The organism is Marinobacter sp. LV10R510-11A, from assembly GCF_900215155.1.
Lineage (GTDB): Bacteria > Pseudomonadota > Gammaproteobacteria > Pseudomonadales > Oleiphilaceae > Marinobacter.
The window spans coordinates 671,213-691,516 of the sequence record NZ_LT907980.1; the positions used below are offsets into that span (position 1 = coordinate 671,213).

Genomic DNA, 20,304 nt, shown 5'->3' on the forward strand with positions numbered 1-20,304 from the left:
ACGATACAGGTGCATTATGCGTAAACTGACACTTGCGGTAGGAAGTTCTTTGATTTTGGCCGCCCCTTTGGCCCAAGCCGACATTGTTGGCCTTGGCGCCAGCGTGAGCTACTGGGATTCTGACTTGTCGGGGAGTATTGCCCAAGACAATCGTTCCGTAGACGTAGATGATCAGTTGCGACTGAAAGATGATGGCAACGCGAACGCCAGTATCTATCTGGAACACCCAGTCCCCGTGCTTCCAAATGTGCGTCTGGCTTATACGCTGGTTCAGCAAAGCGGTAATGGTACGCTTGGTGGTTCATATGATGGTTTGAGTGGTGCTGTGCGCTCAGATCTCGATCTTGAGCAACTCGATCTTACCCTGTATTACGAAATCCTTGATAACTGGGTAAACCTTGATCTGGGCCTAACGGTTAGGGACTTTTCCGGTGAACTTCTGATTATGGACAGCGGCGGTACACCAAGCAAAACCAAAGCAGATGCTGTTCTACCACTAGGCTATATCGCCGCCCGCTTTGACCTGCCATTGACCGGCGTAGCCGTTGGCGCTGAAGGCAACTTCATTGCCTTTGACGGCGACTCCATGCGCGACTTCAATGTGTATGGCCAGTACAGCATTTCTTTGCTGCAGCTGCGCGCAGGCTATCGCCAGCTGGCTGTTGACTATGAAGATGGCAGCGACGTGTTTGACGTTAAAATCGACGGCCCGTTCATCAGTGCCGGCGTAACTTTCTAACAAAGGCTTAGAATAAGGAGCGAAAGACTTGAAGATTCTGGTCACGGGTACCGCCGGCTTTATCGGTGCGCAGTTGGCGCATCGGTTGCTTGAGCGGGGAGACGAGGTCATCGGCGTTGACAATGTTAACGACTATTACGATGTCAGTCTCAAGGAAGCCCGGCTTGCACGCCTTACCGGTAACTCCGGTTTTACAGAAGTGCGTCAGGACATTTCAGATCGCTCTGTGATGTCAGAGATCTTCGCAAAGTACCGCCCCGAGCGTGTCGTACACCTTGCCGCCCAAGCAGGTGTACGATATTCGCTAGAAAACCCTAATGCCTACGTGGATGCCAATATCGTTGGCTTCATGAATATCTTGGAAGGGTGCCGGCATAACCATGTGAAGCATCTGGTATACGCGTCCAGTAGTTCTGTATACGGTGCTAATGAAGCTATGCCGTTTTCCGTTCACGACAACGTGGATCACCCGTTAAGCTTGTATGCGGCGTCTAAAAAAGCTAATGAACTGATGGCCCACACCTATAGTCACCTGTACGATTTGCCCACCACTGGCCTGCGGTTTTTTACAGTGTATGGCCCCTGGGGTCGCCCTGACATGGCGCTGTTCATCTTCACCAAAAACATCCTCGCCGGAAAGCCGATTGACGTATTCAATCATGGCCAGCACAAACGGGATTTCACCTACATTGACGATATTGTAGAGGGTGTTATCCGTACGCTCGACCAAGTGGCTCTTGGCAATACCGAATGGAGTGGGGAAGCTCCTGACCCCAGTACCAGCAAAGCCCCGTATCGCATCTACAACATTGGCAGCAATAACCCCGTAGAGTTGTCTCGCTTCATCGAAATTATTGAAGAACGAACGGGCAAAAAAGCTCAAAAAAACCTGATGCCCATGCAGCCAGGCGATGTACCGGCTACCTACGCAAACGTCGATGGTTTGATCAACGATGTGGGCTACAAACCGGAAACCTCCGTGGAGGAGGGCATAGCCAACTTTGTGGATTGGTACCGCGAGTTTTACCAAGTCTGAACCCGCAAGCGTCTCCCCAGAATTAAAGCGCCCCTCCAAAGAGGGGCGTGAATCAATACAAGCCGCTATTCCTGTCTCAGTCAGCTTTCCCAAAGCGTTGTTCTAGCCAAGCGTTGATATCACCGGATTCGTACATCCATTGTTCGCTGCCATCGTCATTCTTGATTCGCAGGCATGGCACTTTTATGTTGCCGCCACCTTGCTCAAGATCCGCACGGTGAGTTTCATTGTGTTGGGCATCGCGCTTTTCAATGTTCAGGTTCAGCCGCGCGATCTGCTTTCGGACCTTGACGCAGAATGGGCAAGTTTTGAACTGGTATAACGCAAGCTGCTCGCAGGCAGTGTCCACTTTTTGCTGTTCCTCGGCACTGCGCTCTAGGGGCTTGCCGCCGCCCAGCTTTTCGCTCAACAGTACAAAGGGTGTCAAAATAAGACGTAACGTCCGGAAAAAGTAACGAATAACCAGTCGCATTAATCAGACCTTTTAGGGTTGGTGCATTAAGAAGGGGCTGTAGTATAAAGCAAAACAAGCACGGTTCGGGTATTCTGCCGCCGTGGATTGTAAGTGAGCGCTAGTTGAGGGGCTTTTAGATGAAGTCGATTTCCCTGTGGAATGTGCCCACACTACTGTTTCACTGGTTGTTGGTTCTACACACGCACGCTTCTTTCCATGCGGCAAACGTAAAGTCGCTCTGGCGGGTTTTAATCTGGTCTTCCACATCCAATTGGGCCACAGCGGGGCTTGCTACGACAGCACTCAACGCGAAAGCCGCAAATAATCCTGATTTACGCATGCGTTTCTCTCGTATTTATCAAACGAACAAAAGTGATTTCGCCAGACTAATGATTTCATAGAAATCAACCTGGTTATCTCATCATAACGTAAAGTTCAGGTAAAAGGCTGCAATAGTTCTTCGGCTTTTTTTGGGCATAAAAAAGCCAGTTCTCGCGGAGGGCGCAAGCAACTGACTTTTCTGGCAGAAATGGTAGGACCACCCAGATTCGAACTGGGGACCTCTGCCATGTCAAGGCAGCGCTCTAACCAACTGAGCTATGGTCCTGCAATCTGCAACGGGGCGAAATATACTGACTCCGGGGTTTTTGGTCAACCTCTTTTATCCGGTTTTGTGTTTTCTCAGGGAGGCTTTAAGGGCTTTGCTCAAGGCGCCCCAGCGGTTAACGATCAATGCAGCGAAGATTAACCCGCAGCCGGCCAGTTGCATGGGGGTCATGGTTTCACCGAACCAACCCGCTGCAAACAGAGATACCCAAACCGGTTCAAGCACCAGAATAACGGCGCCGTGGCTATGGGTGGACAGGCTTTGAGCATAGGTTTGCACAAGGAAACGCCCGGCTGTTCCCACGATGGCGCTGGCGAGCACCCACCAGATTAAAAACGGTGGAGGGTTGCCGAACGTTGGCTGCCAAGGTTCCAGCACCAAAGATTCAGCCAAAGTAACCAGCCCGACGGTAAGCAGCGCAATGGCCGTTAGGGGTAGGGCGGGAATGCGGTGTTTTTCGATTGTCTTACCGCGACTGACCACCGTGCGCTGGTTTGCAGCTCGGGTGTTCAAAGTGAAATACAGCGCAAAGATGGTTGCAGCCACCGCAAAGAATATCTGGCCAGACTCTGGCTGAAAACCATTGCGAAGGGAAAGCAAAGCCAGCCCAGCTACGGCTACCGGAATAGCAAACCAGGTGCTCGCTGGCTGCACCTCTTTGAAAGCGAGGCGAGCGATGATCGGAACAATAACCACGCCAAGGCTGGTAATAAAGGCGCCTTCCCCCATGCTGGTGGCATGAAACAAACCCATCACCCAGAAACTCATGGCTATACCGAATACCAACCCAACGCCTACACCACGCTTAAGCTGATCCGCGGTCAGGCGCGTCAATGGCCGCCAGGCGATCACAGCTAAAAAGCCGCCTGCGACCAAAAACCGCAACGCCATAAACAATAGAGGTGGCATGAGCAAAACGGCTTCTTTTGAGAACATCCAGCTTATGGCAGCAAGCAGGGTTACGGTGACGAGAAGCAGGTCAGATTTGTGGGCGTCAGACATGGGATAGGGGCTTTAAAAGAGGTAAGAAAAGGTGATAGCCCAACAATGTATAGTTAGCGAACTAAAAAAGAAAGGTGGCTCTTCCATGAGCCGGCGATATTTTCAAGAGCTTTCTTCGCGTAACGCAACACAAAGAAATCAGATCGCGTCAGTTGTTAAGTGTGGAGTACACAAGCGAAGACATGTCGGTCTGATCTGAACCAGGTACTTCAATGTACTGGTCTCCGGATCCCCATAGCTTCCACCAGGGGCGCTGGTTGTAGCTCCGGGTGGCAAAGTCGACCTGCAGGCCGTTCAGGGTGGCGTTGTTTACTACCGGTACTGAGATGTTGCCGGTTTCTGTGCCCAGTACGCCACTGTGGGTCGCGCCTTCGTTCATCAATACCGGGTAATGGTTGTAGTAAAGCCCCGCAGGGCCGTTCTGGCTGGTTACTTTGCCGCCCATGCTCAGATTGCCAGAGCAGGAGTCTATGCCTTGAGCGGAGGTGGCACCGCAGGCGGAGTGGGTGGGTACAACGCCGTCGTCCTTACCAGAGATGAATGGTTTGGTGATGCCACCGTAGGATGATCCGCCTGCCACGAACCGCAGCCGTGGAATCGAGTTGGGGCTCAGGGCCAGGTTTCTGGCGGTGTTGGTTTGCAGATCATTCACCACACCCAATTTGCCCGGTGAAGGCTCTATGCCGGTGAATGCTTGCACCGCTGCACGAAGGCCCCAGTTGTACCAAGTTGGGTTGTACGCGAGGGACATGGCCAAGTTTGCCAACTCGGTTCCGCCACCGGCGCCGGAGTAGTCTATAGAGGCAAGGATTTTCAGTGGTGGCAAACCCTCGTTCTGCAGCCAGCGAGCCTGGTTTTCTAGCATGTAACGTGTCACCAGATCGCCGGTTGAGTGGGAAACGACGATACAAAAGTCATTGCACAGTCCCTGTTGACTTATTTCGCGAATCTGCTCGTAGGCCCGTTGTGCAATGGTGCCTTCCACCCGGCCATCGCTTGGCCAATCAATGCGGGCTTCCGAGCGGGACAGCCAGAATGTTTGCCAGTAGTCCTCACCTGCGTCTTTGATCGCCTGAAGGTTGGCGGGTGGGGTTGAAAGGTCTTCCATTTGGAATCCGTGAACCAGTATAACGTTGTGCCCGGCAAGCTGCGCTTGGGCAGTTCCGGCCATCATACTGCTGGTGAGCGCTGCCGCCAGCGCGATTTTACAGGCATTTCGGGGCTTTTTTGTTGTCATGATTATTCCGTCTTTGCTTGGTTATTGTTGTGGTACCTCAGAACTTGTCAGCCAGCTGTTTCAGCAGAGCTGCACGCTGTCCTGATTCGGGATCTACCGCCGGAGTGTCATTAAGATCATCAAGATCCGGCGGTTCAAAGTCGTACCCGTCATCTGGGCCGAAGGCATAATGGGTTTGGTCACCGGGCCGGGCAGGCAGCTGCCGTATCTGTAAGTTGCGCAACTGAAACTTTCCGTTGAACGACTTGTTGGCAAGCACCGTCCCATGGGCTTTTAGCGAGAGGGTGTCGGAGGTGCGGTCGAGGCGCTTCTCAGCCTGAAGCTGAGCCACTGGTTGCTGCCCGTTATACAGCTGGGCAGATAACGCATAGAAGCCCGAATCCTGCGGTGAGAAGCTAACAGGAATAACCAGATTGTTGTTACTTAGATAGGTGTCTTCCAACCCTTCAAAGTCCCCGAGATAGGGTTCGATGGTAAGGCTGGAGGCGTGCCGCACAGGCTTTCCATCAACGGTTGCCTCCACGATAAGCCGATATTCCCCAGGCTCTTCGTCGGTGGTCAGGCTGCCCTGGTAGTAGCCAGTCTGGTTATCCTGCTCCAGCGTTGTGCTTCCAACGGTGTCTCTGGATTCAGGGCGCTCAAGTGTCGCCCGAAGCGAATACCCCATCACTTGAGGGCCTTGTAACGAGGCGACAACAAGGATGTCTTCACCGCGCGTAAAGCGGAACTTATCGAGGGTAACCGTAAACTGACCGCCGTTTTCCAGGGGCAGTGCCACAGGCTCGTAGCGATTGCCACGGTACCCGTCTGCCTGGGCTTGGGTTAAAGGTACTGACCAGGGCGGATAACGAACGGACTCTGCATATTGGTCTGCTACTTTGGCCAACATAAACCCAACCGGATTATTCGAGGGCGGCTTTTGCTGAAAGCCCGCAGCCGCCTGAGAAGATCCAGGTGGGAACGTCGGCAGGGTGGGTTTGTATTGGCTTCCAGCCCCCACAGCTTTTGTGTTCCAACTAAAGCCGAAGCGATTGTCTTCTGACAACAGATATCCCGTACCGACCACAATGGAGGCTGCAGCTACAATGACTACGAGCGCCTTTGGGGGCATTCGTCTGTCCTTCTTTTTTGTTGTGTTGTTCGACAAACCTAGTGCCGATTAGTCCTTACTGGCAAAAATATAGTCGATAAAAGTAAAGATATGTAAGTTTCCTGTGATCGTCGTCACAAAGTCACTCAAAACCAGCCAGAATCCTTTATCGCCTCAAAGCCAAACCTGAGAGTTACCTCATCCCCCACTAGAGCGGGATCGAGCCCGTAGGTCATACCCCAGTCACTGCGTTTGAGCGTTGCTTCAGCGCTAATGCCCAGAGTGTATTCCTCATGGCCAATAGGGTATTCGGCAGCCTTGTTCAGAGTAACATCCAGCTCAACCGGCTTTGTTTGCCCGAGTAGGTCCAAATCCCCAGTGACGACTCCAGTCGATTCCCCGGTTGTCTCAAAGCCCGTGACTGTGAACGTGATGTCTGGATATTTGCCGCTGTTGAGAAAATCTTTGCCAGTGACGTGGCTATCGCGCTTTTCATGATTGGTGAACACGCTTTTGCTTTTGAACGCGAGCTCGCCTGATATCAACTCCTGGGTTTCATCGTCGTAAACGAATTCGCCTTCAACCTTCCGGAACATCCCCATGACCGGAGCGTAGCCAATGTGCATAATTTCGAAGACCATCGAGAAATGCTCGTCATCCACCTCGAATTTGGCGGGCTCGGCATTTGCTACGTTTGTAATAGGCGCCAGTGCTAAGCAGGCAATAAACGCCGGTGTCAGGGAAAGCGATTTAGAGGGTTTCATAATGAAATCTCCTTTCATAAAGCCAATACACGTCCGTCATAAACGACCAGGCGAGTAACAACAGGGCGGTTGCCAGCGTCAGGCTGGCGAACATGGGTGGAATGGGCGGTACAATAGCGACCATCAGCGTAACGATCTGCCATACACAGATGGTTTTGCGCCGGAAACTCTCGGGCAATGGGTGGTTTAGCCAATCCATCGCGAAAGCAGCGGCAACAAACAAGTAGCGCATAAGCCCGAGAGCGATAACCCAGGTGCCGGCTTTACCGCTCGCGGTCACGGCTACGCATAAACCCAGAATCAACAGCGCGTCCATTTCCATATCGAAACGGGCGCCGAAAGCACTGGCGGAGTGGGTTACCCGGGCAAGCTTGCCATCGACGCCGTCGAGAATCAGTGCAATCAGAGCACCAACGGCGTAAATCCAGAGTGTGTAGGTCGATGTGGGATGCGCAGGTATAAATGGGGCGCCAGCGACCAGGGCAACAATCAGGCTGCTCCGAAAGAGCGTAGCGCGATTTGCCCAGCCAAAATCTTTACCTCGGGGCCAGCGCGTGAGCACAGCGACACAAATGAAACCGTAAAGCAGGGCTGCTATGAGAAACATCGACCCGGATGATGAATATAATCGCGCAGCACCAACCATCCACAATGCGGTGAATACAGCGCCCCAGAGCAGGTCGACCCAGGGCGGTAATATGAAAGGTCTTGATTGCCCTCCAAAATCCATAACATTGCTCCAGCGTATAGGCTTGTGTGCATCGCCTTCAGGCGTCAATCGGTGCCGGGCATATACTAATGACTATAGTTTCCAAAGCACGTTAATGCATACCACAGTGAATTCTTTTCAGAGGAGTGCAGGATGAGTTCCGGCCCAAGCTATTCATCACAACAATCCGAGTCCCGGGCCTTTTGGATAACTGGGCCCGGGGAAGGTCGTATTCTGGCAGCACCCGTAGCATCCGGCCAACCGGAGAACAACCAGCCCTGGGTGGTTGTGCAAACGCTTTGGTCTGGTGTCAGCCGGGGTACGGAATCTCTGGTATTCAACGGCCGGGTTCCGCAAAGTGAATACGATCGCATGCGGGCCCCGTTTCAGGAAGGCGCGTTTCCATGGCCGGTAAAATACGGCTATGCCAATGTTGGGCGAGTACTTGAGGGCCCGGCTGAGCTCATCGGTAAAACGGTGTTTTGTCTATTCCCCCATCAAGGGTGTTATTCCGTCCCAGCCAGCGCGGTGACACCTATCCCAGCTGGCGTTCCGCCGGAGCGGGCCATTCTTGCAGCCAATATGGAAACCGCGATCAATGGCCTTTGGGATGCCATGCCGGCCGTAGGTGATCGCATAGCCGTGGTGGGGTTGGGTGTGGTTGGCCTTCTTGTCAGTTGGCTCGCTAGCCGTATTCCGGGAACACGGGTAACGGTGATTGATACTAATCCCGCCCGTGCGTCGGTCGCAGAAGCTCTGGGGCTGACCCTTGCTTCGGGGTCTTTGGCAGATGATCACGATTTGGTTATTCACGCCAGCGGTCATGCATCTGGCCTTACAACCGCGCTGTCTCTGGCAGGTCAGGATGCAACCGTGCTGGAAATGAGTTGGTACGGCGATAGGTCTGTTTCTGTGCCACTTGGGGGCGCATTTCACTCACGCAGGCTTACGCTACAATCCAGCCAGGTCGGCCAAATTCCGCCGGCACGCCAGCCCCGATGGACATACCGCAAACGCCTCGAGCTGGCGCTTGAGTTGCTTCAACACGATATTCTGGACCAACTGATTACGGGTGAGACGGCGTTTGAGCAGATGCCGGAAACCATGAGTCGGATTCTTTCGAACGGCAGTGATACGCTTTGCCACCGCATAAAATACTAGGAGCTTCTTATGTTCAGCTTGACCGTCCGGGATCACATGATGATCGCGCACAGCTTTAATGGTGAGATCTTCGGCCCGGCGCAAAAGACCCACGGTGCCACCTATGTCGTTGATATGACATTTGAGCGCCGCGAGCTTAATAGTGATGATCTGATTATTGATATTGGCTTGGCTTCAGAGGTTCTCAAGCAAGTGCTGAGCGAATTCAACATGCAGAACCTCGACGACATCGAAGACTTCCGTGGCCGCAACACCACCACCGAGTTCATGGCGAAGAAGGTGTTCGATCGCATGGCTACAGCCATCCACGAAGGGCGGTTGGGTGAGACGGCAAAAGCCGTCTGTGCGCTGAAGGTCACCTTGGCTGAGTCGCACATTGCTTGGGCCAGCTACCATGCTGGAATCTGACACGGCTCTGCACTTTATCGTGCCAGGCGATCCGAACCAGAACACGGGTGGTTATCGCTATGTGCGAAAACTGATCGAAGCGCTGAATCAGGCTGGCGCGACAGCGGAGGTAACGGGGCTGCCGGGTAGGTTCCCAAAGCCTGATGGCATCGCCACACACGGGATGGACAGCCTGCTCTCGCAGTTTGCTGACGGCTCCTGGGTAATTTTGGACGGGCTTGCGATGAGTGCAATGCCCAGCACCCTCGAAAAACATGCGCAGCGTTTGCGTCTTGTGGCTCTTATTCACCACCCGCTGGCAGACGAAACCGGGCTAAGCCTAAGCGAGCAGGATTGGTTTTTTGAACGCGAAGAAAAGGCATTAAGAATCGTTCGGGATGTTTTTACAACAAGCGCATTTACGGCGTCCCGACTAGCAGATTACGGCGTTGACGCCGGGCGTATTCAAACTGCCGAGCCGGGAGTGGAAAGCCCGGCTGGTAACGCGTTGGCAAGCGACACTGAGATTTTCGGCAAGAAGCATGAAGCCCAAGCGTCAAAGGCTCCGAAAATCCTCTGCGTTGCGCATCTTTCACCGCGCAAGGCGCAAGGCCATCTGGTAGACGCTCTTGCCGGCCTGAAAGGCCTGGAATGGCACTGTACCTTGGCCGGCTCCTGCGAGCGTGATCCGGTTTACGCAAATGGCGTGCGGCAGCAGGTTCAAGAATCAGGTCTCGGCGGTCGAATTGATTTTGCAGAAGAAGTTGAAGAACAGCAGCTCGCGAGTCTCTACCGGGAAGCTGATCTGTTTGTGCTGCCGTCGTTGTATGAAGGCTACGGCATGGTGATTGATGAAGCCCTAGCGGCAAGGCTGCCCGTTATTTCATCCGATGGCGGCGCCTTGAAGCATACCGGGAACAGGCCGGGTGTCTTGTTGTACCGGGCAGGGGACACAGATGCTCTGCAAGCCAGCCTGCGAACATGGCTGGGCGACTCTGCAGCTTTGGAGCATGCCCGTGAACTTGCTGCGGCTGAATCCCGCAACATAAGAAGCTGGGCGGATACGGCAAGCCTGTTCCTGCAAGGGCTTGGCTATTTTGACCAACGCCATCGCGCCACCTTCTTTGCAGACGAATGGCTACAGGCCCGCGAAGCCGCAGATCATTGTGCGCGTTCCGTGGAACTGACACAGCGGTTGGAACAGTGGGCAGGGGATACCTTAAAGAGCAACCACCAAAACCCGGTCAGGATCGTTGATATAGGCACAGGTCGCGGCTCAAACGTCGCCTATCTTGCCCCTGCGTTTTCTTTGCCGCAGGAATGGCTGCTGGTTGATCAGGATAACGATTTGCTGGCTGCGGCCGCCAGAAAGGCGCACCAGCTGAATGTGTCGTTTAAGACTTTGCAGCGCCGTTTAATGCCGGAAGATTTTCAGGGATTTCTCCCCCAAGACACGTCTGTTGTAACAGCCTCGGCACTCATTGATCTGGTTTCTGAAGCTTGGCTGGCAGCGCTTGTGGCCGAGGTGATTTCAAAGCAAGCGGCTATTCTCGTTGTGCTGAGCTATACCGGCCGCTTTACGCTTTCGCCGGCCCATAAAGACGACGCTCTGCTTCGGGAGCTGGTTAACCAGCATCAACATGGCGATAAAGGCACAGGTGCCGCGCTTGGGCCGGAAGCCGCCGCTGTGCTTGCAGACCAACTGCGCATGAAGGGCTATGAGGTGCAGGTTGTTGAAACCCCCTGGCAGCTCGACAGCAAGGACGCCCAGCTGGCGACGATGCTCATGGCAGGCTGGGTAACTGCAGCAAAACAACAAAGCCCGGGTGCTGAAGATGCCAGTGATCGGCTGGATGCCTGGTTTGCTGCCAGAAAGCAGCAACAGGTAGCGGGCGAGCTGGAAATCACCGTGCACCATCAGGATGTTCTTGGCCTGCCGCCTGGCTGCGCTGTCGAAAAAATACTCGAACGATCCGCATGAATTTGTTTCGCAATACAGGCATTCGCATCGCATTGAAATGGCTGGTGACGGCTCTGATCATAGGTGCGGTATTGTTGTTCGTGGATGGCAAAACACTGATTCGCGAAGTTGCCCGCATTCCTCCATCTGCGTTGGTTTTTGGGCTTGTGTTAGGCGTTGGCCAAGTGTGTTTGTCGGCTTGGCGGTGGCGGTATACTGCCGGCCTTCTAGGCCTTCCGATACCCTACATGCAGGCAGTGCGCGAGTATTATTTGGCAACCTTTACCAACCAGGTTTTGCCGGGCGGTGTTCTGGGTGATGTAAACCGGGCACTGCGTCATGGTGCGGATACTGACAACCGGGCGGCAGCTGCCCACGGTGTGGCTATCGAGCGTTTGTCCGGGCAAGTAGTGCTGGCGGCTGTGGTTGTAACTGGCCTCGCGTGGTTGTTTATCACAGGCAGAATTATCGGTAATGACGCCACCGGCTCAGGCTCTCTGGGCCATCTTTACTCGCTGCTTGCAGCCGTGGCCACTGTGGTTTTACTGGCGTGGTTTTTTGCCCGGAGGAGCGAGCGGGTATCCGTATATTTTGACACGCTGCGCGAAGATCTCACTCTGGCTTTGTTGTCATGGCCAGCCTTCCCGTTGCAGGTGCTAACCTCTCTGCTAGTCGTGGCAAGTTATCTGGCGGTGTTCCTTGTACTTGCAAACGGCGCGGGTTATTTGGCTGGCCTGCCTTCGGCGGTTGTAGTCGCGGCGCTGTGCAGTCTTCTTTTGCTCAGCATGGTGATACCGGTTACTGTTTCTGGCTGGGGCGTCCGCGAAGGCGCAGCGGTTATCTTGTGGCCCATGGTGGGCTTGCCCGCGGAGCAGGGCGTGGCTCTGAGTGTGGCATATGGCGTTTTAATATTTGTTTCCAGCTTGCCGGGCGCCTTGTTTGTGTTCAGTTCGCCGGCAAAGAAATGCTGAAATCCAGATCAAACAACATGTCAGTGCCCAGATTCACAAATCGAGACGCGGGCCGGAGCGCGTCATCCAAGAAGTCAATTTCTGGCAGGGAAAAAGCAGGCCTACCGCTGCCGATAATCATCGGTGCGACCATCACATGAAGGCGATTGAGCAAGCCAACTTCGAGGAAAGATGAGATCGTCATGCCGCCGCCCTCTACGAAGATCTTTTTCAAACCAAGATCCGCAAGAACCTCAAGAATGAGTTTGGGGCTCACAGGCTCTATTCCATTGCCCAAACAGGGGATCTCTATTACGGCGCGCTCCCCATAGCCCTCAGCCATTCCAGGGGTATAGTCGCCGGCCACCAGTCGCAGTGTGGGTGCTGCTCCGTCCGTAAACAGGTGGTGGCTTTCCGGCACTCTGCGATTGCGATCAACAACCACTCTTACAGGATTTTCACCGCTGGTACAGCGCACGGTCAGCTGGGGGTTATCCGTTGCCGCCGTACCAGCGCCAACAACCACGGCATCCGAAAGCGCCCTTATGCGGTGCAGATGAACAATCCCATCGTTACCATTAATAAACCTGGAATGCCCGGTAACCGTTGCGATACGGCCATCTAGGCTTTGCCCGAGCTGGCCGATAACGTGCAAGGGGGCGCCCGCAGCAAGTGGTGGGCATAAAGGTAGGAACACGCTGAGCAGTGCACTGGCTTCTTCTGTCGCTGGCACCAGCAGGCGCCATTCCCCGATACTGTTTAGCTCGAGGGCAGGTTCTTCAGATCCGGGGTGCGCCAGTGTCACACCCGTTCGGTTCTCCGCTAGCAAGATCAGTTTCCAAGCGGACTCAGTATCCAGAGCGTGAGAGGTCATAAGATCCCTGCGTGATTGAGTTCACCCCAGTAGAGGCAGCTTCTGGCCGAACAAGCGGCCAGTTCGCCGAAAGTGCCGCTTATTGCTGCTTTTTGTAGATGTTCTCGTACACGTAGTTGGTAGCTTCTACAAACCCGTCAATACTGCCGCAGTCAAAACGCCGGCCTTTAAACTGGTAGGCAAGCACGCAACCATTCTTCGCTTGCTCCAGCAGCGCATCGGTGATTTGAATCTCACCATTTTTACCGGCCGGTGTACGCTCAAGAATGTCGAAAATGTCTGGTGTGAGAATATAACGGCCAATGATCGCCAGATTGCTTGGCGCGTCTTCAGGTGCCGGTTTTTCAACCATATCGGTGATGCGGTACAGGCCGTCCTTCATGGACTCACCGGCAATCACACCGTACTTATGCGTTTCATCTGCAGGAACTTCTTCAATGGCAACAATGGAGCAGCGGAACTGGTTATACAATTTAACCATCTGCGCCAAAACGCCGTCTTCGCCTTCGCCCGGCCCAACACAGAAGTCGTCTGCGAGCACAACCGCAAACGGGTTGTCGCCCATCAGGTTGCGGCCGCTCAGAATGGCGTGGCCAAGTCCCTTCATCTCAACCTGGCGGGTAAACGCGAAGGTATTGTTGTCGATCAAATCACGAATGGAGGTCAGCAGGCCTTCTTTGCCTGATCCCGCAATCTGGTGCTCAAGTTCGTAGCTAATATCAAAATGGTCTTCAATGGCCCGCTTTCCGCGCCCCGTCACAAAGCCAAACTCATGAATACCGGCTGCGGCTGCTTCTTCCACGCCGTACTGCACCAACGGCTTATTAACAATGGGCAGGATTTCTTTCGGCATCGCTTTTGTAGCTGGCAAAAAGCGGGTGCCGTAACCGGCAACTGGGAACAGGCATTGTTTGATCATTGCGTTCGTCCTTTGGTGGGGATTTGTAGCCGGCCAGCTGCTTCGTCAGGCAGGCAGTTTCCATAGAGTGCGGCGAGTTTACCAAGTTATCCGTTCAAAGGGAGAGGGTGGGCGAGATTCATTACGTTTTGTAACCGGCGGTTTAGCCGAGCGTGTTCCGGTAAGATGCCCGTCGTATCTCATGCAGTAGATTTAAATGTCGCTATAACCTACTGTTTTTAGTTATGTTAAAATTGTAATTTTTGGCAACTGCCACTAGATTCTGGCGTGGTGTTTTTTTAGACTCCCCCTGTGGTTTTTAAATGTTCCGTAATTCTTATTCTTCACTCCAAAGAGGCTTTTCTGTGGGACGTATTCTGCTCGCAGCTCTAATGTTTAGCTTGGCTGCGGGCCAGGTGTCAGCGAACAGTGGGCGATCTACCGCCGAGTCCTCTTTGTGGGATCTGTATCCTTCAGATCTTCTTCAATCGGTTACCCGTTATGTTGCTTCCCATGTTGAGTTTTCCGGCAACTCCAGACAAACCAGTGACAGAGCGGACGGGCGAATCAATCTAACGAGCAATAATCTGCTCTGGTCCCGACACGTACTCGGCCTCAACTTCAGCGATTCTGTTGCTCGCGAGGGCAGTGCCGAATCTACCACTCTTGCCCTGCGATACTCTTTTCCATTTGCAGGCAGTGATATCCGGGTTGATCTCGCAAACAGAGATTATTCCGGTGCTGTGAGCGGTTCGGGGCAGCGTTACGATGCCCATGGCGAGCGCCGCAACCTTAGGGTGACCGGCAACCGTTCCCTCTGGTCGTGGCAGGGCATTCAAGTAGACAGTGTGTTTTCCCACACCAGCGGCACCAGCAGTGCGTTTGAAGACGCCGTATGGCTTGAGGATTCTGCGCACCGGCTCTCGAGTTTCGGGCTTGAAGGCAAGGCTTCACGGGAGCTGATTGGCGGATTTTATGCAGCGTCATCTCTAACCGCGGTTGGCGGACTGGATTCTGAGGAGTTTTTCAGCGCATCTGGTTATCGCAGTGATGACGATGGCTTTCACAAACTGGCTCTCGCAGCCTCTCTCAGCCGAGAAGTGCTGAGCTGGAACCTTGGATTAAATGGGCGGTATCAGTTTGCCCCAGGAGATTTGCCATCCTCCGAATATCTGGCCATTGCGGGGCCTAGCCTGATGCGCGGCTTTAACGGCCAGTCAGTGTATGTGGCTGAAGGTGGCTGGCTGCGGATGAATGCGCGCAGCCCGGGCTACCATTGGCCATTTGCATCTGAGCTAAACTCCTCCATTACGTTTTCTCTGCTTCAGGGCTGGGCGCCATACTCAGCGGCCCAGTCTGATCGTTTTGGCAGCACCAGTTCTGGCGAAGTTTCCTTCCAGCTCTATTCCAGAGACTTCCGTGCAGACATGAGCGTGGGGCAAATGCTCAACGCTTCCAACACCGCTCTCATGATGCCTACCCACCCTGATCTTTCCTTTTCTATTACCGTTAGCATCTGATCGCAAGCTCCCCTTACCAAGATGTCACTTGAGACAACCCCTGTCGTGGGTGTTACATGTGTGGCTAGGTTTGCAAGGAGTTTCGCTATGGCTGTACCACGGCTGCCCGTGTTTTTTTGTTCTTTTATTATTCTGATCACGATTTCCGGCTACGCGCAGGCGTTCGGTTTTAACGATGTGGCTGAAAAAGCCAAAGCCCTGGCTGGTGAAAAGTATCAGAAACCCGCACAGGCCCCCGACTTCCTCAAAAACCTTAGTTACACCGATTACCAGTCGATCCGCTTTAAGCCCGAAGAGAGCCTTTGGCGATCTGGCAAGTCACGGTTTCAGGTGATGATGATTCCCCAGGGCAGCTTTTACTCCAATGCTGTCCAGCTCAATGTTATCGATAGCGAAGGTGTACAACCCATCGGGTTTGATAAAGCCCGGTTTGAATACTCCAACCCTGAACTGGCGAAACGGATTCCTGCAGACCTTGGTTATGCTGGGTTCAAGTTAACCTATCCCTTATCCGGCAAAGATGTACAAAACCAGTTTTTGGTGTTTGGCGGTGCGAGTTATTTTCGGGGCGTAGGAGCGAGCCAAAACTTCGGGCTTTCGGGCCGGGGAATATCGATAAACACAGGCCTGCCATCCGGTGAGGAGTTCCCGGCATTCACTGAATTCTGGATGGAACACCCGAAGGCAGGTAGCGACGTTATGGTGGTCTACGGCCTGCTGGATGGCACCAGCCTAACGGGTGCTTACCGCTTTGAAATTCATCCGGGTAAAAACACGCAAATGGATGTGACTGCCCAACTGTTTTTCCGCAATGACATTGAGCAGCTAGGCCAGGCACCGCTCACATCCATGTTTTTCTATGGGGACAACACACTACGCCCACGGGGGGAGTGGCGCCCCCAGGTGCATGATTCTGATGGCCTGCTGATCAACGACGACAAAACCGGTGAATGGCTCTGGCGGCCGCTCGTTAATCCGGCCGACCTGCAGCTGAGCTATCATCATGTGCAAGATCTTGGTGGCTTCGGCCTGATTCAGCGTGACCGACAGTTCAATGATTTTCAGGACAACGAAGCACGCTACGACCGCAGGCCAAGCATGTGGGTAAAGCCTCTTGGCAAAGACCATGAAGGCTGGGGAAAAGGTGAGGTCGTGCTCGTTGAAATCCCATCGGGCGCAGAAACCAACGATAACATCGTGGCTTTCTTCAAGCCGGATAAATCAGTCAACGCCGGTGAAAATCGCCGCCTTGAGTACTCTGTTACCTTCGGCGAGCCCGAAATTACCGAACAACCGAATGGCCAAGCCGTGCGGACGTTTATTGGCAATGGTAGAGAGAATGGTGGTTCAGGTGACGCTTTGCGATTGATTGTTGACTTCAAAGGCGGTGAGCTCGCTGGGCTTAGCCCGGATGCGGCGGTTGTCAGTCAAGTGAGCGGCGGTGAAGGCGTTGAGGTGATTGAGCACTTTGTTGAGTATATTGAGGTCAGCGATGTGTGGCGCCTGTCGATTCTCGCAAAGCCTCCCGCAGAGCAGCCGCTCACGCTGAGAGGCGTTTTGAATAGGGATAATAACCCCGTCACGGAAACCTGGACTTACCTGCTTGGGCCCAAAACAGACTTGCGTGGAAATCCAAAGTAGATCTAACAGGCAGCGAGACGAACATGGACGATATTTCCTTCCAACATGTATTCAGCCGTGTGTATGGCTATTTGTGCGAAGCAGGTGTGGAAATGACCAGTGAGCGCTGCCGCCAGATGCTGCAGCTCATCGACGAAGCCATGGCCGAGATCGGCGAAGGCTCTAACAATATTGTTAATGACCGCCGTGAGCTGACAGGCCACCGATTATTAAAGAGCGTTATGGACCGCCTGCCGGAATACTTTGCTATTCCCGAGGTGGTCATTCCTTTAGCAGCACCGCCTTTGTGCAGAGGCAGCATTGGGTACCATCGCCGTGGATAGTGCCGAAACGCGAAGCCCTGTGACACACAGGTGGCGAAGGGTCGCGAACCTGCGGCGCGCTGTGTTGATGCTGCTGGTATTTGGTCAAACCGGTGTGGCGTCTTATTTTCTGCTATGGGTGTTGCCATACCATGGTGGAACTTTGCTCGAAATCGGCATGCTGGTGCTCTTTTCCATTCTTTACGCGTGGATAGCCATCGGGTTCTGGACGGCTGTGTTCGGCTTTGTAATCAGGCTATTGGGCGGTGACCGACACTCCATCCTCAAACGCCACACAGACGCAGAACTGCTGGAAACACCGCTGGCGAAAACGGCCGTGCTATTGCCCATCTACCATGAGCCGGTGCACTGGACACTCAGCGGCCTTAAGGCTGTGTACCGTGACATTGAACGCACCGGACAGATCGATCACTTCGAGTTTTACATACTTTCCGACAGCCGAAACCCCGACGTTTGGCTGGAGGAGCAGGTTGCATGGAGCAAACTGGCGATAGAACTTGGCGGTGAGGGCAGAATCTTCTACCGCCGGCGGCCGGTGAATCTCAACTACAAAAGCGGCAACGTAGCCGATTTTCTCCGTCGCTGGGGTAAGCGCTGCAAGTATATGGTGGTGCTGGATGCAGACAGCCTGATGACCGGTAGCAGCATTGTTCGTATGGTGCGGCTTATGCAGCGCGAGCCCAATGTGGGCATCTTGCAAACCAACCCGAGCATCATCAACGGGCAGTCACTGTTCGCTCGAATTCAGCAGTTTGCTAACCGCTTCTACTCCACTTTATTTGCCAATGGGCTGGCAGCTATCCAGATGGGAGATGCCGCATTCTGGGGCCATAACGCCATTCTTCGCATCGAACCGTTTATGAAGCATTGCGGCCTGCGCAAGCTGCCCGGCATCGGGATCTTCGGCGGCCCCATCATGAGCCACGATTTTGTTGAGGCTGCTTACATGGGGCGTGCCGGCTACGAAGTTTGGCTGGAGCCGGGTCTGGGCGGCAGCTATGAAGAGTCGCCACCAACCCTGGCCGACGAACTTGCCCGGGACAGCCGATGGGCGAAAGGCAACCTTCAGCATCTTTGGATCATGTTGCGGGAGCCGGGTTTGCGCTTCGCTCATCGCATGGCTTTTCTCAATGGCATTATGGCTTATGTGGCCTCACCGCTATGGCTCGGGTTTCTGATTCTTACCACCGTCGCGGCGGCCAATATGACGTTGTCGCCCATCGAATACTTTCCTGATGGGCATCAGGGGCTTTTCCCGCTGTGGCCTGAATGGCGGCCCGAATGGGCGTTGGGCCTCGCGCTGAGCACCCTCGCCCTGTTGTTTTTCCCAAAGTTTCTGGCAATTCTTGATGCCGTTATCCATAGATTTACCAAAGAGTTCGGTGGGCTGTTTCGTTTGTTCTGCAGCGTCATGTTGGAAATCGTGATTTCAGTATTGCTGGCGCCATTGCGCATGTGGGCACACAGTCGTTATGTCGTCTCAGCACTGCTGAACGTTTCTCTGCAATGGGCGGGGCAAAACCGAACTGAGGAAACGGGCTGGAAAGAGGCCTTTGTAACGCAACTGCCGGGGATGCTACTGGGTGCAGGGTGGTCCTCGTTCGCCTGGAGCTTGGATACCATGTTCTTTTTATGGTCGCTGCCTGTCGCTTTGCCGTTGATTCTGGCTGCGCCGACTGCCGTGTATCTCAGCCGGAATTCACTCGGGCAGGCGTTAAAAAAACGCCGCCTTCTGCTTATACCCGAGGAGCGCAAGACAATGCCTCTGCTTGAGGATGCCGTTTGGTACCGCTCCCACCAGCTATTGAATCCAACCCTTACGCCACTTGAGCAAGCCGTGCTGAGGCTGGATCACAATCGTTTGCACCAGGCGTTGGCGTGGGACCACCGCCACGGTTCGCGAAAGGCGGAGCTGGAGTCGTGCGTGGCGCGATGTCTTGAAGAAGGGCCGGGCGCACTTTCACGATTAGAGATGAGCCAGATTGCCAGAGATCGGCAATCCCTGAGTGCGCTACATGAAGGTGCTTGGCGAGCGTCACCCGACAGCTTCTGGGGTCGCTCCATAGCACGGCTGAGCGCTCACGTTAAAGACACTTAGTTTGATTTGGCTTACTTATTCAATCTGCCAGTCATTCGTTTAGCTTTTCTACCGATTGTTAACAATGCCGCTCAAGGATTGTTGACAATATGCGGTATCCGGCGTAAATTTCGACGTACCAAGTTCATATTGTCGACAAACTATGCCGGATATCACGTCTCAAACCTACACGCGAGCAGACGAAGCCTTTGATTGTCTGCAAACGGCAATCGTTAAGGGAGATCTTGCACCGGGTGACAAGATCGGCGAGCTGGATCTCTGCTCCCGCTTCGAGCTGACTCGTGGCCCGCTCCGAGAAGCGCTAGGCCGCCTTGAGTCCCGGGGGCTTCTTGTTCGCCGCCCCCATGCGGGCGTAAAAGTGGTTTCGGTAAGTGCGTCAGAGTTGATAGAGCTCTACCACATACGGGAAGTTATGGAAGGCTTGGCAGCGCGCCAGGCCGCTGAACGCATGACAGACCAAGAAATCGCCGATCTTCAAGCCACTCTTGATACCCACGAAGCTATGATCGACGAAGCGCGCGGGCAGGCCTATTATCAGGCTGAAGGCGACTACGATTTCCACCATCGCATTGCCACCGGCAGCCGCAATACAAAGCTGGCCCAGATGCTCCTCGGTGATCTCTATTACATGGTGCGTATGTACCGCTACCGGCTAAGCACTTCCGCTGGTCGCCCCCATCGTGCCCTTGGCGAACACCGCCGTATTGTTGAAGCCATTGCCCAGCGCGATGGCGAACTTGCAGAATTTTTAATGAAAAGACACATCAACGCCGCTCGTAAAAATATCGAGAAAAAGATTCAGGAAGGCGTGTTAACAATCTGACAGTTTTATCTATCTGAATAGAAGGAAAATA

The 20,304-nt window shown here is 53.8% G+C and carries 20 protein-coding genes and 1 tRNA gene; 11 read left to right on the top strand and 10 right to left on the bottom strand.

Annotation, left to right across the window (positions count from 1 at the left end; translation table 11 throughout):
- Positions 1 to 16: 16 nt before the first annotated feature.
- Together CPH80_RS03280 and CPH80_RS03285 are read left to right on the top strand one after the other, a co-directional pair.
- Complete coding sequence (locus CPH80_RS03280) at positions 17 to 739, top strand: TIGR04219 family outer membrane beta-barrel protein (protein WP_096275602.1); 723 nt, start codon at positions 17 to 19, stop codon at positions 737 to 739.
- Positions 740 to 767: 28 nt separating this feature from the next.
- Positions 768 to 1,775 carry an NAD-dependent epimerase gene (locus CPH80_RS03285; protein WP_096275603.1) on the top strand — a complete coding sequence of 336 codons (1,008 nt, stop codon included), beginning with the start codon at positions 768 to 770 and terminating at the stop codon, positions 1,773 to 1,775.
- A 76-nt stretch (positions 1,776 to 1,851) separates the two neighbouring features.
- Here CPH80_RS03285 and CPH80_RS03290 read toward each other — a convergent pair whose 3' ends face one another.
- From CPH80_RS03290 to CPH80_RS03320, 8 genes are all read right to left on the bottom strand, one after another.
- A complete protein-coding gene (locus tag CPH80_RS03290) occupies positions 1,852 to 2,247 on the bottom strand; it encodes a glutaredoxin family protein (RefSeq protein ID WP_096275604.1) in 396 nt (131 codons plus the stop codon).
- A 160-nt stretch (positions 2,248 to 2,407) separates the two neighbouring features.
- Entirely contained in the window at positions 2,408 to 2,569 is a 162-nt protein-coding gene (locus CPH80_RS21490; RefSeq protein WP_157746843.1) for a hypothetical protein, read from the bottom strand.
- Positions 2,570 to 2,759: 190 nt separating this feature from the next.
- Positions 2,760 to 2,836 (bottom strand) — tRNA-Val (locus CPH80_RS03295).
- A 54-nt stretch (positions 2,837 to 2,890) separates the two neighbouring features.
- Complete coding sequence (locus tag CPH80_RS03300) at positions 2,891 to 3,838, bottom strand: DMT family transporter (RefSeq protein ID WP_096275605.1); 948 nt, start codon at positions 3,836 to 3,838, stop codon at positions 2,891 to 2,893.
- A gap of 148 nt (positions 3,839 to 3,986) precedes the next feature.
- Positions 3,987 to 5,075, bottom strand: coding sequence for a hypothetical protein (locus CPH80_RS03305; protein ID WP_096275606.1), 1,089 nt, complete (start codon positions 5,073 to 5,075; stop codon positions 3,987 to 3,989).
- Positions 5,076 to 5,112: 37 nt separating this feature from the next.
- On the bottom strand, positions 5,113 to 6,186 hold the full coding sequence (locus CPH80_RS03310; RefSeq protein ID WP_096275607.1) for a hypothetical protein: 1,074 nt from the start codon (positions 6,184 to 6,186) through the stop codon (positions 5,113 to 5,115).
- Positions 6,187 to 6,311: 125 nt separating this feature from the next.
- Entirely contained in the window at positions 6,312 to 6,929 is a 618-nt protein-coding gene (locus CPH80_RS03315; RefSeq protein ID WP_096275608.1) for a YceI family protein, read from the bottom strand.
- Positions 6,916 to 7,659 carry a CDP-alcohol phosphatidyltransferase family protein gene (locus tag CPH80_RS03320; RefSeq protein WP_096275609.1) on the bottom strand — a complete coding sequence of 248 codons (744 nt, stop codon included), beginning with the start codon at positions 7,657 to 7,659 and terminating at the stop codon, positions 6,916 to 6,918. The genes CPH80_RS03315 and CPH80_RS03320 overlap by 14 nt, the downstream gene beginning before the upstream one ends.
- Positions 7,660 to 7,791: 132 nt before the next feature.
- Between CPH80_RS03320 and CPH80_RS03325 the strand changes: the two genes are divergently transcribed.
- From CPH80_RS03325 to CPH80_RS03340, 4 genes are read left to right on the top strand one after another with little or no spacing between them, the layout of a single operon-like run.
- Positions 7,792 to 8,799 carry a zinc-dependent alcohol dehydrogenase gene (locus tag CPH80_RS03325; RefSeq protein ID WP_096275610.1) on the top strand — a complete coding sequence of 336 codons (1,008 nt, stop codon included), beginning with the start codon at positions 7,792 to 7,794 and terminating at the stop codon, positions 8,797 to 8,799.
- 9 nt (positions 8,800 to 8,808) lie between these two features.
- Positions 8,809 to 9,207 carry a 6-pyruvoyl trahydropterin synthase family protein gene (locus CPH80_RS03330; protein WP_096275611.1) on the top strand — a complete coding sequence of 133 codons (399 nt, stop codon included), beginning with the start codon at positions 8,809 to 8,811 and terminating at the stop codon, positions 9,205 to 9,207.
- Complete coding sequence (locus tag CPH80_RS03335) at positions 9,194 to 11,167, top strand: glycosyltransferase (protein ID WP_096275612.1); 1,974 nt, start codon at positions 9,194 to 9,196, stop codon at positions 11,165 to 11,167. Before CPH80_RS03330 ends, CPH80_RS03335 begins: the two co-directional genes overlap by 14 nt.
- A complete protein-coding gene (locus CPH80_RS03340) occupies positions 11,164 to 12,117 on the top strand; it encodes a lysylphosphatidylglycerol synthase transmembrane domain-containing protein (protein WP_096275613.1) in 954 nt (317 codons plus the stop codon). Before CPH80_RS03335 ends, CPH80_RS03340 begins: the two co-directional genes overlap by 4 nt.
- Here the strand turns inward: CPH80_RS03340 and CPH80_RS03345 are convergent.
- Both CPH80_RS03345 and galU read right to left on the bottom strand, forming a co-directional pair.
- Positions 12,092 to 12,970, bottom strand: a complete 879-nt coding sequence (locus CPH80_RS03345) for a RibD family protein (protein ID WP_096275614.1) — start codon at positions 12,968 to 12,970, stop codon at positions 12,092 to 12,094. The two genes, CPH80_RS03340 and CPH80_RS03345, sit on opposite strands and share 26 nt — an antisense overlap.
- Before the next feature lie 79 nt (positions 12,971 to 13,049).
- A complete protein-coding gene (gene galU / locus CPH80_RS03350; RefSeq protein WP_096275615.1) occupies positions 13,050 to 13,889 on the bottom strand; it encodes a UTP--glucose-1-phosphate uridylyltransferase GalU in 840 nt (279 codons plus the stop codon).
- A 344-nt stretch (positions 13,890 to 14,233) separates the two neighbouring features.
- Between galU and CPH80_RS03355 the strand changes: the two genes are divergently transcribed.
- From CPH80_RS03355 to CPH80_RS03375, 5 genes are all read left to right on the top strand, one after another.
- Positions 14,234 to 15,388 carry a ShlB/FhaC/HecB family hemolysin secretion/activation protein gene (locus CPH80_RS03355; RefSeq protein ID WP_096275616.1) on the top strand — a complete coding sequence of 385 codons (1,155 nt, stop codon included), beginning with the start codon at positions 14,234 to 14,236 and terminating at the stop codon, positions 15,386 to 15,388.
- An 87-nt stretch (positions 15,389 to 15,475) separates the two neighbouring features.
- On the top strand, positions 15,476 to 17,029 hold the full coding sequence (locus CPH80_RS03360; protein ID WP_096275617.1) for a glucan biosynthesis protein G: 1,554 nt from the start codon (positions 15,476 to 15,478) through the stop codon (positions 17,027 to 17,029).
- Positions 17,030 to 17,052: 23 nt separating this feature from the next.
- Positions 17,053 to 17,352: a hypothetical protein gene (locus tag CPH80_RS03365; RefSeq protein ID WP_096275618.1), complete on the top strand. Its 300-nt coding sequence runs from the start codon at positions 17,053 to 17,055 to the stop codon at positions 17,350 to 17,352.
- Positions 17,330 to 19,450 (top strand): glucans biosynthesis glucosyltransferase MdoH, encoded by a 2,121-nt coding sequence (gene mdoH / locus CPH80_RS03370; RefSeq protein ID WP_227520332.1) that lies wholly within the window; start codon positions 17,330 to 17,332, stop codon positions 19,448 to 19,450. Before CPH80_RS03365 ends, mdoH begins: the two co-directional genes overlap by 23 nt.
- A gap of 142 nt (positions 19,451 to 19,592) precedes the next feature.
- Positions 19,593 to 20,273 (top strand): GntR family transcriptional regulator, encoded by a 681-nt coding sequence (locus CPH80_RS03375; RefSeq protein ID WP_096275619.1) that lies wholly within the window; start codon positions 19,593 to 19,595, stop codon positions 20,271 to 20,273.
- Positions 20,274 to 20,304 lie beyond the last annotated feature (31 nt).